This is a genomic window from Shewanella sp. ULN5, from assembly GCF_030731885.1.
Lineage (GTDB): Bacteria > Pseudomonadota > Gammaproteobacteria > Enterobacterales > Shewanellaceae > Shewanella > Shewanella holmiensis.
The window spans coordinates 1-14,480 of record NZ_JAPJEE010000012.1 but is presented as its reverse complement, the minus strand read 5'-3'; the positions used below and the strand labels follow the sequence as shown (position 1 = coordinate 14,480).

Genomic DNA, 14,480 nt, shown 5'->3' with positions numbered 1-14,480 from the left:
GCAGAGTAGATTTTCATGCCAAAATTATGCTCTAATGCGGGGCAAAATTATGCTCTACTTTGCTGAAATTGGCATCACGATTTAACTGTGGTCTTATTAAGCTAAGGCTACGTATCACATATTATCGGCTTGATTGTTATCACACTCTCGCGTTTAGGTGATGTTGCAAGTTACAACAATGGCATAAACTAGCAATTAATTATCGCACATTATAGGAATATACCCATGTCTGAGGGCGAATCAAAAAACACCCACTTTGGCTACAAAACCGTAGAGGCTGAAAAGAAAGCCGATCTCGTTGCGGATGTATTTCATTCTGTTGCAGCAAAATATGACATTATGAACGACGTGATGTCGTTTGGTGTACATCGCTTCTGGAAACGTCACACCATTGAGGTTGCCGCGACACGCCCAGGCATGAAAGTATTAGATTTAGCCGGCGGCACAGGTGATTTAACCGCTAAGTTTTCGCACCTTGTCGGCGATACAGGCCAAGTGGTTTTAGCCGATATTAATGATTCTATGTTGAAAGTCGGTCGAACAAAATTGCGCGACAAAGGCATAGTGAGCAACGTTAGCTACGTGCAAGCCAATGCCGAAGCGCTGCCTTTTCCTGATAATCATTTTGATATTATCACCATCGCATTTGGTTTACGTAACGTTACCGATAAAGATGCAGCATTGCGTTCAATGCAACGCGTATTAAAACCTGGTGGAAAATTATTAGTGCTTGAGTTCTCTAAGCCGCAGCATGAAATTATGCGTAAAGTTTACGACCTTTACAGCTTTAAAGTATTACCTAAAATGGGCGCGTTAATCACACAAGATGCTGACAGTTATGAGTATTTAGCTGAATCTATTCGCATGCATCCGGATCAAGAAACCCTCAAACAAATGATGATCGATGCAGGCCTAGAGCAAGTCGATTACACCAACATGACTGACGGTGTTGTCGCTCTACACAGAGGTTATAAGTTCTAATGAGCGTAAATCACTTTGCCTTGTTAACCTGCGCGGCTATCGAAACAGCATTAGCTAAACTGCCGACGCAAGCACAACAAGATTATACCCGTTTGAAAAGTTTACACGGCAAAGTGTTCTGCATTCAACTCACCCAACTGTCTTGGCCACTGTATTTTATTTTTGCTAAAAAAATTCAGGTAATGAGCCAATTTGAGGGTGATGTTGCGGTGACTGTTAATGCCGATGCGTCGACCCTAAATAAACTTCGTGAAGGCGCTAATCTGACTGAGCTAATCAAACAGGATAAGCTCAGTATTGATGGTGACATCCAACTACTGCAAACCTTTAGCCATTTTATTCAGCATATTGAATTTGATTTTGCTGAACCTTTATCCCGTTATATCGGCGATGCCCCAACCCATAAATTACTGACCACCACGCAGCAATTGGGACAGGATTTAAAATCAGTGTTGATCAAAACCCGCTCTCATCTTAGCCAACTCACCACTGAAGAGTATCGTCTTGCACCGCACAAAATAGATTACTTGCACTTTCGTGATAACCTAGAACAACTTGTCACGCAAACCGATGCTGTCGCTGCGCGTATTGCCAAATTAAGAGAAAAATTACCCTCATGACAATTGCTAGTATTAGGCGTGGTTACCATGTCATTAAAACCGCACTCAACTTCGGCCTTGATGATTTATTACCTCGACACAAAACGCCCTGGTACTTCAAATTATTGCGCATGTGTTTTTTCTGGTTACGCAACCGCCATAAAGATAAAAAACCAGCTGAACGCTTAAAGCTTGCCATGCAAGAGCTGGGGCCAGTTTATATTAAACTAGGCCAAATGCTGTCAACTCGACGTGATTTATTAGACGACGAATGGGCGTATCAACTTGCAATGCTGCAAGATCGCGTACCGCCATTTGATTCAGCCTTGGCACGCGAGGCAATTGAAACCGCCCTTGGCGAGCCAATCGAAAACCTATTCGATCACTTTGAAGACACCCCGCTTGCCAGCGCCTCTATTTCTCAGGTGCATACCGCAACCTTAAAATCAAACGGCAAAGAAGTCGTCTTAAAAGTATTACGACCCAATGTTGAAACCAACATTAATGCTGATTTACAGCTTATGATGCAAACCGCTAATCTATTGGAACGTTTGCTCGGTGAAGGTAATCGCCTGCGCCCTGCTGAGGTCATTGAGGATTATCGCACCACGATTTTGGGGGAGCTAAACCTCAAACTAGAAGCGCTCAACGCCACAAAACTGAGAAACAACTTTTTAGATTCAGATGCGCTTTATGTACCTTATGTATATGAAGAACATTGTTATCAACGTTTAATGGTGATGGAACGTATTTATGGCATTCCTGTGTCCGACACCGCAGCACTTCGCGCCCAAGGTACCAACTTTAAATTGCTTGCTGAACGCGGAGTTGAGCTATTTTTCACTCAGGTGTTTAGAGATAATTTTTTCCATGCAGACATGCATCCAGGTAACATTTTTATCAGTACAGAACACCCTGAAAACCCTTATTATATTGGGTTAGACTGCGGTATTATGGGCACCTTAACCGAGGTGGACAAACGCTATCTTGCTGAAAACTTTTTGGCTTTTTTTAATCGCGATTACCATAGAATTGCCCAGCTTTATATTGAATCGGGTTGGGTATCAGAACACACAGATGTGTTGGCATTTGAGCAAGCGGTAAAAGTGGTTTGTGAGCCTATGTTTAATAAGCCCCTTGATGAAATCTCATTTGGCCATGTATTGTTAGAGCTGTTTAGAACCGCCCGTCATTTTGACATTGTGGTGCAGCCTCAACTGGTGTTACTTGAAAAAACGTTATTGTATATCGAAGGGCTAGGCAGGCAGTTATACCCTCAGCTTGATTTATGGCAAACCGCTAAGCCCTTTTTAGAAAACTGGATGGCAGAGCAAGTTGGCCCTAAAGCCATGTTTAATAAAGTTAAAACTAATGCGCCTTATTGGGCAGACATGCTACCTGAATTACCTGAGTTAATTTATGACAACTTAAAAGTTGGCCGTAAGTTATTGGGTACTCAACAACAAATGCTTGATAAGTACTTGCGCTACCAACAAAAGTCTCACAAAAGTAACTACTTGCTTATCACTTCTGCTGTTTTGTTGATCTGTGGCACAATATTATTCAATCAAAGCGCTACACTATGGCCCGCTTACACTTGTATCTGTGCTGGCAGTATTTTATGGATAGCAGGATGGCGATCTAGGCCAAAGAATCGTAAATTTTAGCTAGCACTAATTTATTAGAAGTTCATAATACTTAAATAAATTGACCTTATAATGGTTTTTTAAGTTTTGTGAAACAAGACACCATTTATATTTAAAGAGGAAATCCCATGGGCGGCATCAGTATTTGGCAGCTTTTAATCGTAGCGCTTATCGTTGTTCTATTATTCGGCACTAAAAAACTACGTTCATTAGGTGGTGATTTAGGCGGCGCGGTAAAAGGGTTTAAAAACGCCATGTCATCTGAAGATGAAAAGAAATCATTAGAAGATACCACTGCGCAAACAGCACAAACCTCACAGCAGGCGACTGAAAAGAAACCTGAGTCTAAGGACAAAGAACAGGCGTAATTTATTATGTTTGACGGTATCGGCTTTATGGAGCTGCTGCTAATAGGTATTTTAGGGCTGGTTGTTCTCGGCCCTGAACGTTTACCTGTTGCAGTACGTTCAATTACAGGATGGATCCGTGCCATAAAACGCATGGCAAATTCAGTGAAAGATGAACTTGAGCAAGAGCTTAAGATTGAACAATTGCATGCCGACTTAAAAAAAGCGGAAAGCAAAGGTTTATCAAATTTATCACCTGAATTACAGCAGTCAATTGACGAGCTAAAACAAGCAGCCCAGTCGGTTAATCGCCCTTATCAGGTCGAAGACAATAACCCGACGCAAACATCTGCACCCACTGCACCTGCAGTAGAAAAACCTGCCGATGAGGCCGCTAAATCTTTATCAGATACTAGCAACGCTAGTTCAACTAAATCCAACGGATAATTCATGTCGCAGCAGCAACCGCTTATTAGCCATTTGCTAGAATTACGTACCAAATTACTAAAAGCAATCGGCAGTGTTTTACTGGTTTTTATTGCCACTGTATATTGGGCGAACGATATCTATCATTACGTCGCGTTACCGCTAATGCAGTCTTTGCCTGAAACGGGTAGCATGATTGCAACCGATGTTGCTGCCCCGTTTTTTGCCCCATTTAAACTGACATTAGTTTTGTCATTTTTTGTGGCGATACCATACGTGCTCTTTCAAATCTGGTCTTTTGTTGCACCAGGCTTATACAAGCATGAAAAACGTCTCGTTGTGCCGTTATTAGCCAGTAGTACCTTTTTGTTTTACTTAGGTATCGCTTTTGCGTATTACGTAGTGTTTCCCGTGGTGTTTGGATTTTTCACTAGTGTCGCACCTGAAGGCGTGCAAGTTGCAACCGATATCAGCAGTTATTTAAGCTTTATCTTAAAACTGTTTTTCGCCTTTGGTTTAGCGTTTGAAATTCCAGTTGCTGTGGTATTACTTTGTTGGGCAGGGGTCACAACACCTGCTGAATTAAAAGAAAAACGCCCATATATTGTTGTTGGCGCATTTGTTATTGGCATGTTGCTTACTCCTCCTGATATCATCTCCCAAACTATGTTAGCCATTCCTATGCTACTGCTGTTTGAAGGCGGTTTATTAGCGGCTAAATTGTATACACCCAAAGATGACGACGAAGAAGATGTGCCAGACAACGAGCACGCCAATAACTAATCCTTAATGCAACAAGTGATTAGTTAATAATAACAAGGAATAAATCATGCGCTTAACTTGGATTGCAGCAGCCCTTATTGTGGCATCGACAACTGCACAAGCAAACACCGGATTAGAACAACAACTTTCAATTTGTGCGGTTAAAAGCGATAAGCTTGACCGCCTAATTTGTTTTGATGATTTAGCTGCCAAAGTGCAGCAAGCTAACGCAAATGGCCATGCCGTTGCCGTAACATTACCTGCTGTTGCGGCTCAAGCAACTGCGCCGGCAGTTCAAAGCAACGCCGTGCCTGTAGTAAGTTCAGTACCACAAAATCCTGCCGCAGATTTTGGTTTACAAAAAACTGTCGAAGAAGATCTCGGTAAGTTATATTTTGAAGTTGCTGCAGTAACTAAAGATCCCTATGGCAAGTTCATCATTACGCTAAACAATGGTCAAGTTTGGAAACAAACCGAAAACGATCGCTATAAACTCAATAAAGGTCAAATAATCTATATTGAAAAAGGGGCATTGAGTTCATTCTTACTCGGAACAGATAATCGCAACTCGACCACTAGAGTAAAGCGCTTAAAATAAGCTATTAATGACCCAGCACATTGATATTGCCGTCAATCTACTCAGCCCGAGTTTGATAGACAAATGCGGCGACATTATCGAACAAGCGGCGAAACAACATGTTTCGCCTTTGATCGTTATAGGCAGTGAGCTTGATGAAAGTCGTCAAGCGATAACCTTATGCGAGCAATATCCTTCGCAGTTATTTTGCACTACCGGGGTTCACCCTCACTATGCCAGCCAATGGACCGATGCAAGTGCTGATACGTTAAAGCAACTTGCAAAACAATCCCAGGTGGTTGCCATTGGCGAATGCGGCTTAGATTACAATCGTGACTTTTCTCCGCGCGATAAACAACGACAAGCCTTTTGTGCACAACTGGAAATAGCCTGTGAGCTGCAGATGCCGGTTTATATGCATTGTCGTGATGCTCACGATGATTTTATCGCAATAGTAAACCAGTATAGATCCGATTTACCTAACGCAGTTTTACATTGCTTTACAGGTACAAAAGCTGAGTTAGATGCTTGTTTAGCGGAAAATTTATATATTGGTATTACGGGTTGGATTTGTGATGAACGCCGAGGCCAAGCCTTAGCGGATCTCGTGAAGTACATTCCAAATAACCGTATTATGGCCGAAACAGACGCCCCTTACCTGCTGCCAAGAAGTATGCGGCCCAAACCTAAATCCAGTAAAAACTTACCGCAATATCTACCCTATATTGTCGAGTCGATGGCGAAACTTCGTAGTCAAGATTATACTGAGCTTGCCCAGCACTGTTATCAAAATAGTCGCGTATTTTTTAATTTACCCTCGACGATTTCAGGCAAGAAATAATGCGCTTAATCAGCCCTGCGAGTTATCAACCAAAATTGTTGTTTGGATTAGTATTAGTCATATTAAGCTGGGTGCTTATTTGCCAAGCACATGCTGCCGCTAACCAAAATCAGCCCGCTGTGCGCTTAAGCAATAGCTCAATCACTCAAATCAAATTGACTGATTGGTTGTTTATTCAAACTCAAAATGACATAAAAGATTTACCTACTCTAGAGCAGCAACCAGCATCAACATGGCGAAAAGTCATCCGCAAAGACACCCAAGTCATCGGTGTCAAAGACATGTGGCTTCGTTTCAGTATATATTCACCAGATGACTTTCAAACCCGTATTCTTGCTATAGATAACCCTTTATTGGATAGCATTGTTTTATACCATAAAATTAATGGCTCTTTGGTCGCTAGTACTCAAATGGGTGACTCCTTAGCATTTGAAAATAGGCCTCTGCAGAGCAACACCTTTTTGTTTCCTTTTGCACTTAAACCCGGTGAAACACATCAATTTTTACTCAAAATAGACTCCAATGGCAGCTTAAATTTACCACTTGTGTTGTGGTCACCGAATGACTTGACTCAAGTGATTGAAACCCAGAACCTAAATCATGGATTACAGATAGGTTTTCTGGTTGCGATTGGAGTATTCAGTCTATTTATCGCCCTAGCATCAGGCTCATTCAGTTTCAGTTACTACAGTGGTTACGTGCTCAGTTTAGCATTACTGATGGCGACGATTTACGGCGTATCATTTCGGTATTTATGGCCCGACTGGCCCCATGTTCAAAATGTAATTATTCCCTTTATTATCCCGCTGGTGATGGGGTTCAATTTAATGTTCACCGAAAAAGTATTATTGCTGAAGTACCATAACCTGCAAATGCTGCGAGCCTGTCGCATACTCGCTGCGATTTCTTTCATCCTTGCCTTCATACTGCCCTTCATTTCATACAGTATCGCAATCAAGCTAATGATTTATTTCGTCACCTTAGTGTGCGTTATTTTGACTATTTTTGCGGCTATGCAAGCTTGGGCTGGCCAGCGAAATGCGCGGCTATATGGCTTTGGTAGAGTCACCTTATTAATCAGCTGTATTTTCTCTGCTGGGATTTATCTTGGTATATTTGATATTAATATCGCATTACAAACACCAATAATGTTGGGGGTGACGTTAGAAGTCATTACCATGGCCGCTGTGCTTGCTATTCGATATAACGATGAACGCAAAGCCAAGCTTAGAATCCAACAACAAGCTTTAGAACAAGCTGAGCGTTTAAGGGTCACTCGAGAGGAATCTCTTAAAGCGGAAGCGGAATCGAATGAGCGATTAGAGCAAATGGTGCAAGAACGAACCTTAGAACTAGAGATTACTTTACGTGAATTAAATGAAGTCAATCAGAAGCTGACTGAACAAAACACCATTGACAGTTTAACTGGGGTTAAAAATCGCAGTGTATTTGATAGACGACTGATCGCCGAAGGCCGTATTAGTCGACGCCAACAAACCCCGATGGCATTACTCATGCTGGATATTGATAAGTTTAAAAACATCAATGATCAATATGGCCATTTGGCAGGAGATCATACATTACAAATCATCGCCCACTCCTTGTCTGAAAATTTAAAGCGTCCAACCGATCTGGTGTCACGTTTTGGGGGAGAAGAATTTGCTATCATCTTGCCTAACACTGATGAAGATGGTGCAATGCAAGTTGCCGAAATAATCCGTAAAGCCATTGAAGTATTAAATATTAAGTGGGATAGCCACGATATTCCTCTTACCGTCAGTATCGGAATTTCAGTGGCCATTGTCGACAGTGATGATCACCCAACAATTTTATTAGACCAAGCTGATAAAGCGCTATACCTAGCTAAGCGCGGTGGTAGAAATAAAGTCTGCCTTTACTCGGCCGAATCAGAAGCATCTTAACCCTGGAGTAGAATGTGAATATAATTACTAGTGCCTTTCCTCAGCGCAGAATGCGCCGCATGCGTAAACATGAATTTAGCCGTCGTTTGATGTCTGAAAACAGACTCACAGTAAATGATTTGATTTATCCGATGTTTATTTTAGAAGGAACGCAACGCACCGAAAAAGTGGCTTCTATGCCGGGTGTAGAACGTTTCTCTATCGATTTACTGCTAAAAGAAGCAGCTGAATTAGTTGAGCTTGGAATTCCATTAATCGCTTTATTCCCTGTTACTCCAGCGGACAAAAAATCATTAATGGCTGAAGAAGCATACAATCCTGATGGTTTAGTCCAACGCGCCGTGCGTGAATTAAAAAATGCCTTCCCTCAGTTGGGCGTGATGACCGATATCGCATTAGATCCTTTCACAACCCATGGTCAAGACGGCATCATAGATGACACAGGTTATATCTTAAATGACATCACCACTGAAATTTTGGTGAAACAAGCTTTATCACATGCTGAAGCCGGTGCCGATATTGTTGCACCATCAGATATGATGGATGGCCGAATTGGTGAAATACGTAAAGCATTAGAAGCTGCTGGGCATGTAAATACCCAAATTATGGCTTACTCAGCCAAGTATTCGTCTAACTATTATGGTCCTTTCCGTGATGCGGTCGGCTCTGCTGGTAACTTAAAAGGTGGCAATAAACACAGTTATCAAATGGACCCAGCTAACAGTGATGAAGCCTTACATGAGGTTGCCTTAGACATTCAAGAAGGCGCTGACATGGTCATGGTCAAGCCTGGTATGCCGTATCTTGATATCGTTCACCGCGTAAAAACCGAGCTCGCCGTGCCGACTTTTGCCTATCAGGTCAGTGGCGAATACGCGATGCACATGGCTGCTATTCAAAACGGCTGGTTAGCCGAAAAAGCTATCGTGATGGAGTCATTACTGTGCTTTAAACGTGCTGGAGCTGACGGTGTATTAACATACTTTGCCAAACGTGCTGCTCAATGGTTGAAAGAAGAAAAGTAAATTTTTGATACATTCGCCAAAAGGAAGCTAAGCGCTTCCTTTTTTTATGGGCATTAATTAACCTGTCATACATGAACTTCATTTTTATGCTGGGATTCCTGCGTCAACCCGCAAAAAATACATAAATCAAACGATATCCGTGATCGGGATAACATCAGCAATGGTTAATACTTAACAGCTAATACAACTCATGGTTGAATGACGCATGCACTCTTTTTCTTCTTCATCGAGGCTTTATCATGCACAATAGCGTTAAAACATTATTAGCCACTACGGCATTATTCTTTAGCAGCCAAATGGTCGCACCTAACGCTATCGCCAACAGCGGTTGCAGTTTTGATGAGGCATCACAAGGCTTTATTGCAACCTGCAGTGAGGAGAAAAAAGAAGTGATTATTACCGGTATTGTAACGACCGACACACTTGCAAAAGATTTACCAGGCTACAGTGAGGAGTATCAAAACTATGCTACTGACGCCGCTCAAATTGATGCATTAAAAACAGTATCAGAGCCAACTAACATTGTGGTCATCATTGGAACCTGGTGCCCAGATTGCCACCGTGAAACACCACGTTTTATGCGCTTAATTGAAGCGGCTGCAAATCCAAATCTAACCGTGACCTATATTGGGGTTGATAGAAGTAAGCTTGATCCTGAAGGGTTAGCTGCAAAGTATGAATTTTCACGTATCCCAACCTTTATTGTTGAGCAAAAAGGTAAAGAGATTGGCCGTATTGTTGAGCGTCCTGAAGTGTCACTAGAGGCAGATTTAGTGAACATTTTAAAGTAGTGAGTGATAACAATGTGATAAGAGGCCGTAGATTACGGCCTTTTTTGTGCTCAGAAAGGATAAAAATATAGCCCTAACGATGCGCCTGTGCATCAGCTAAATCTTGCAGCACACCTTCACGTAATGCACCTCCTGCCAGATGTAGCTGCTTAATTGACAGTAACTCAAACAACGCCAGTAGAATTGCAACACCTGAAGCAAAAGTGGGTGCTTGCTCGGGCGTTAGCCCTCGAATGTCAGATAAACGCATATCAGCTTGCGCTAAAATTTCATCTCTAAATGCCTGCAACACGCTAAGCGTAATGACTTCTGAAACTTGCCTATGCTGTAAAACCGACACCACAGATTGGATCACCCCAGAGGCTCCGACCACAGTATCCCAGCCTAAGTTAGTGAGTGCTGACATATGCGGAAGTAAGGTTTCTTTAACCGCATCTTTAGCTTGAGAGAAATCGAGTATTTGAAAAGGGGTGGTATGGAAAAAACGCTGATTAAATACTACGCCCCCCATAGATAAACTGGTTTTAAATAACACCTTACGCCCTTTACCAACAATAAACTCGGTGCTCGCACCACCAATATCTATCACCAGGCGCTTACCTTCACCGACAGTTGTAGCCACCATACCTTGATAAATAAGTTCAGCTTCGCGTAAGCCTGAAATAATGTCAATCGGGTGACCCAATATGGGAAATGCTTTTTGCTGAAAGGTATCGGCATTGGTAATCAGGCGTAATGTCGCGGTCGCGATAACTGCAACATCATCATGAAGAACTTGATGTTTTTTTAGCATTGCAGCAAACAGGCTTAGGCAGTCTAAGCCACGTTGCATCACCTCATCCGACAAATGACCATCGTCACCAATACCTTCCGCAAGGCGAACCTTGCGTTTGTATTTAGCGATAATCTGTGGCTTGCCCGCAACCGTCGTTGCTACCAGCATATTAAAGCTATTAGAGCCTAATGTAATTGCGGCATAAGGCGGTAAGGTCGATAACTTTGGCATTTACGAAGGTCTTCGAGTCCTATGGCGTGGTGCTCGGCTGTTACTGTTACTACCACTGCGATGTGCGCCTTTACTGCCACCATCACGAGTACGAGTTGTCGGGTGCTTACGATGAATACGCACTGGCGGTGGAATATCATCTAATAACGCTTCACGATCGTAGTCAGACACAGGTATTGAGTGAGTAATATAGGTTTCAATAGCCGGTAAATTTAGGGCATATTCTTCACAGGCAAAGCTGATTGAAATGCCTTTTTGCCCAGCGCGTCCAGTACGACCAATACGGTGAACATAATCTTCACAGTCATCAGGTAAATCATAATTATAAACGTGTGACACATCAGAAATATGCAAACCACGCGCAGCAACATCGGTTGCCACTAAAATGTCTAATTCGCCTGTAGTGAATTGCTCCAGAATACGAATACGTTTCTTTTGAGGAACATCACCGGTTAATAACCCAACACGGTGACCATCTCCTTCTAAATACGACCACAACTTTTCACAGCTGTGCTTGGTATTCGAAAAAACAATGGCTTTATCTGGCCAATCTTCTTCAATTAAAGTCAGCAATAAGCGCATTTTATCTTCCATTGAAGGATAAAAGATTTCCTCTTTAATGTTTTTAGAGGTTTTTTCTAATGGCTCAATTTCAACTTTTTCAGGATCATTCATATGATCATATGCAAGCTCCTGCACTTTCATTGAAAGTGTGGCAGAAAACAACATATTCAAACGCGCTTTGGCATCAGGCATACGACGGAATAAAAAGCGAATATCTTTAATAAAGCCTAAATCGAACATGCGATCGGCTTCATCTAGTACCACAGCTTGAATGTGATTCAAGCTAATAACACCTTGACGAACATAATCAATAATTCGTCCAGTGGTACCAATAAGAATATCAACGCCTTGATCTAATACTTCACGTTGGGTTTCATAGCTTTCACCGCCATAAACAATACCCACTTTTAAGCCGGTGTGTTTCGTGAGTAAATTAGCATCTTTAGCAATTTGAATCGCTAACTCACGCGTTGGCGCCATGATAATGGCACGAGGTTCAGTATTTTTACGGTTTTCAGGTGCGGCAATCGTTAATAAATGATTAAAGGTAGCCACTAAAAAAGCCATCGTTTTGCCTGTACCTGTTTGAGCTTGGCCGGCAATATCTTTGGCTTGTAATAAAATAGGTAATGATAAGGCCTGAATTGGGGTACAAAACTCAAAGCCGTTCTCGTTTAAGGCTGATAAAACTGCATCTTGCAGTGGAAAGTCAGCGAACTTTTGGGTAGATAAATGTGTTTGGCTCATGGCACCAGCATACTAGTTGGGGTTGCAAAAAAAGATACGATAGTTTGAAATAGCTGCAATGTTTATCCGTTCATATTGTATATGCAAAGTTTCAGAGCACCTCACTGCCCAGGCTTCTTTGTTGGTAAACAACAAGTTATCAAAAAAGACTGGGCACTGAGAAGCTCAAAAAAAGTCATTACTGTTGTTTAACAACAGGTGATGCTCTGCGTATAATGGCAAATATAAAATTTGCGGATATTTACACGTTCACTTGAAAAGCTTTTCAACGAACCCAATATACATGGTAAGCCATTAATAAACTAGCAATGGAACCAAATCTGGAGAACAACATGAGCGATAAAATAGTATACCTAAGCGACGACAGCTTCGAAAACGACGTATTAAAGTCTGACACTCCTGTGTTAGTCGATTTTTGGGCTGAGTGGTGTGGTCCATGTAAAATGATTGCACCAATCTTAGATGATGTTGCTGAAGAGTATGCTGGCAAAGTCACTGTTGCAAAATTAAACGTTGACCAAAATAACACGACACCCGCTAAATATGGCGTTCGTGGTATTCCTACATTGCTTATGTTCAAAGCCGGTGAGTTAGTTGCAACTAAAGTTGGCGCACTGTCTAAAACGCAATTAAAAGAGTTTATTGACGCTCAAATCTAATCCTACTTTGAGTCGGATCATAAAATGGCACAAGTTTTATACAATTTGTGCCATTTTTGTACCTAAAATTGTGGACGTCAGCGCCATATAGTGATAACTTTATCCACAGATTTTTTCAATAAACCTTTTCTCGCTTATCAATCATAACAATGTTCAATACCCTTACTGATTGATTGCGGTAAGCTTCGTCGCGTAACACAAGACTCCCATAAATGAATTTAACAGAATTAAAAGACACGCCTATATCGGATCTGGTTTCACTTGCTGAAAGCATGAAACTAGAAAACATGGCTCGTACTCGTAAACAAGATATTATTTTCTCAATTTTAAAAGCACATGCCAAAAGCGGAGAAGACATCTTCGGTGGCGGTGTATTAGAAATCCTCCAAGATGGATTTGGATTTTTAAGAAGTTCAGATGGTTCATACCTTGCGGGTCCTGATGACATCTATGTTTCTCCTAGCCAAATTCGTCGTTTCAATATGCGTACTGGCGACACCATTTTTGGTAAAATTCGCCCACCGAAAGAAGGCGAAAGATACTTTGCATTATTAAAAGTATCTGAAGTTAACTTCGATAAGCCAGAAAGCTCACGCAACAAAATTTTGTTTGAAAACTTAACCCCACTTCATGCTGAAGAACGTTTACGCATGGAGCGTGGTAATGGCTCAACAGAAGACATCACCTCACGTATTCTTGACCTTTGTTCACCCATTGGTAAAGGTCAGCGTGGTTTGATTGTTGCTCCGCCAAAAGCGGGTAAAACGCTATTATTACAGAACATCGCCCAAAGCATTACTTACAACAACCCAGATGTTGTATTGATGGTATTGCTGATCGACGAACGTCCTGAAGAAGTAACTGAAATGCAGCGCATGGTTAAAGGTGAAGTCATTGCTTCTACTTTCGATGAGCCAGCAAGCCGTCACGTTCAAGTCGCTGAAATGGTAATTGAAAAAGCCAAACGTTTAGTTGAACACAAAAAAGACGTGGTGATTTTGTTAGACTCAATCACTCGTCTAGCCCGAGCTTACAACACCGTCATCCCATCATCAGGGAAAGTACTGACGGGTGGTGTTGATGCTAACGCACTACATCGTCCAAAGCGTTTCTTCGGTGCAGCACGTAACATTGAACACGGTGGCAGCTTAACCATCATTGCAACAGCACTGGTTGATACCGGTTCTAAGATGGATGAAGTCATTTACGAAGAGTTTAAAGGTACAGGTAACCAAGAGTTACACCTTTCTCGTAAAGCGGCTGAAAAACGTGTATTCCCAGCGATTGACTTCAACCGCTCAGGCACACGTCGTGAAGAAAAACTAACTACGCCAGATGAACTACAAAAAATGTGGATCCTGCGTAAAATTCTGCACCCAATGGATGAAGTTTCAGGCATGGAGTTCTTAATTGATAAATTGGCAATGACCAAAACCAATGAAGACTTCTTCACTGCGATGAAACGGGCTAAAAGCTAACGCACTATTTTCTATAAAAAACCACCTTAACGGCAATGCCGATCGTTTAAGGGCACTTGACCGATCTTGAAGATGAATGATAATCCCTACCAGTATTCTGGTGGGGATT

Annotated in this window: 15 protein-coding genes; 13 read left to right on the top strand and 2 right to left on the bottom strand. The window is 41.8% G+C overall.

Going from position 1 to position 14,480, the window contains the following annotated elements:
* Positions 1-225: 225 nt before the first annotated feature.
* From ubiE to ORI98_RS12170, 11 genes are all read left to right on the top strand, one after another.
* Positions 226-981 carry a bifunctional demethylmenaquinone methyltransferase/2-methoxy-6-polyprenyl-1,4-benzoquinol methylase UbiE gene (gene ubiE, locus ORI98_RS12220; RefSeq protein ID WP_306135392.1) on the top strand — a complete coding sequence of 252 codons (756 nt, stop codon included), beginning with the start codon at positions 226-228 and terminating at the stop codon, positions 979-981.
* The gene (locus ORI98_RS12215) at positions 981-1,601 is read left to right on the top strand and encodes an SCP2 domain-containing protein (protein ID WP_306135391.1); all 621 of its coding nucleotides are present in this window, start codon (positions 981-983) and stop codon (positions 1,599-1,601) included. Before ubiE ends, ORI98_RS12215 begins: the two co-directional genes overlap by 1 nt.
* Entirely contained in the window at positions 1,598-3,247 is a 1,650-nt protein-coding gene (ubiB, locus tag ORI98_RS12210; protein ID WP_306135390.1) for a ubiquinone biosynthesis regulatory protein kinase UbiB, read from the top strand. The genes ORI98_RS12215 and ubiB overlap by 4 nt, the downstream gene beginning before the upstream one ends.
* 107 nt (positions 3,248-3,354) lie before the next feature.
* Positions 3,355-3,594, top strand: a complete 240-nt coding sequence (tatA, locus tag ORI98_RS12205) for a Sec-independent protein translocase subunit TatA (RefSeq protein ID WP_188840077.1) — start codon at positions 3,355-3,357, stop codon at positions 3,592-3,594.
* Positions 3,595-3,600: 6 nt separating this feature from the next.
* Positions 3,601-4,020 (top strand): Sec-independent protein translocase protein TatB, encoded by a 420-nt coding sequence (tatB, locus tag ORI98_RS12200; protein ID WP_306135389.1) that lies wholly within the window; start codon positions 3,601-3,603, stop codon positions 4,018-4,020.
* A 3-nt stretch (positions 4,021-4,023) separates the two neighbouring features.
* Positions 4,024-4,782: a twin-arginine translocase subunit TatC gene (gene tatC / locus ORI98_RS12195; protein ID WP_261298384.1), complete on the top strand. Its 759-nt coding sequence runs from the start codon at positions 4,024-4,026 to the stop codon at positions 4,780-4,782.
* A gap of 46 nt (positions 4,783-4,828) precedes the next feature.
* On the top strand, positions 4,829-5,359 hold the full coding sequence (locus ORI98_RS12190) for a hypothetical protein (protein WP_306135388.1): 531 nt from the start codon (positions 4,829-4,831) through the stop codon (positions 5,357-5,359).
* A 7-nt stretch (positions 5,360-5,366) separates the two neighbouring features.
* Complete coding sequence (locus tag ORI98_RS12185) at positions 5,367-6,179, top strand: TatD family hydrolase (protein WP_306135387.1); 813 nt, start codon at positions 5,367-5,369, stop codon at positions 6,177-6,179.
* Positions 6,179-8,101: a diguanylate cyclase domain-containing protein gene (locus ORI98_RS12180; protein ID WP_306135386.1), complete on the top strand. Its 1,923-nt coding sequence runs from the start codon at positions 6,179-6,181 to the stop codon at positions 8,099-8,101. Before ORI98_RS12185 ends, ORI98_RS12180 begins: the two co-directional genes overlap by 1 nt.
* A gap of 14 nt (positions 8,102-8,115) precedes the next feature.
* On the top strand, positions 8,116-9,126 hold the full coding sequence (gene hemB, locus ORI98_RS12175) for a porphobilinogen synthase (RefSeq protein ID WP_261298380.1): 1,011 nt from the start codon (positions 8,116-8,118) through the stop codon (positions 9,124-9,126).
* 239 nt (positions 9,127-9,365) lie between these two features.
* On the top strand, positions 9,366-9,917 hold the full coding sequence (locus ORI98_RS12170; RefSeq protein ID WP_306135385.1) for a thioredoxin family protein: 552 nt from the start codon (positions 9,366-9,368) through the stop codon (positions 9,915-9,917).
* 73 nt (positions 9,918-9,990) lie between these two features.
* Here ORI98_RS12170 and ORI98_RS12165 read toward each other — a convergent pair whose 3' ends face one another.
* Positions 9,991-10,923 (bottom strand): exopolyphosphatase, encoded by a 933-nt coding sequence (locus ORI98_RS12165; protein WP_306135384.1) that lies wholly within the window; start codon positions 10,921-10,923, stop codon positions 9,991-9,993.
* The gene (rhlB, locus tag ORI98_RS12160; RefSeq protein ID WP_306135383.1) at positions 10,924-12,234 is read right to left on the bottom strand and encodes an ATP-dependent RNA helicase RhlB; all 1,311 of its coding nucleotides are present in this window, start codon (positions 12,232-12,234) and stop codon (positions 10,924-10,926) included.
* A 332-nt stretch (positions 12,235-12,566) separates the two neighbouring features.
* On the opposite strand from rhlB, the gene trxA reads away from it, so the two are divergent.
* Positions 12,567-12,893, top strand: coding sequence for a thioredoxin TrxA (gene trxA, locus ORI98_RS12155; RefSeq protein ID WP_188840067.1), 327 nt, complete (start codon positions 12,567-12,569; stop codon positions 12,891-12,893).
* Between the two features lie 212 nt (positions 12,894-13,105).
* Complete coding sequence (gene rho / locus ORI98_RS12150; protein ID WP_188840066.1) at positions 13,106-14,371, top strand: transcription termination factor Rho; 1,266 nt, start codon at positions 13,106-13,108, stop codon at positions 14,369-14,371.
* Positions 14,372-14,480: the final 109 nt, after the last annotated feature.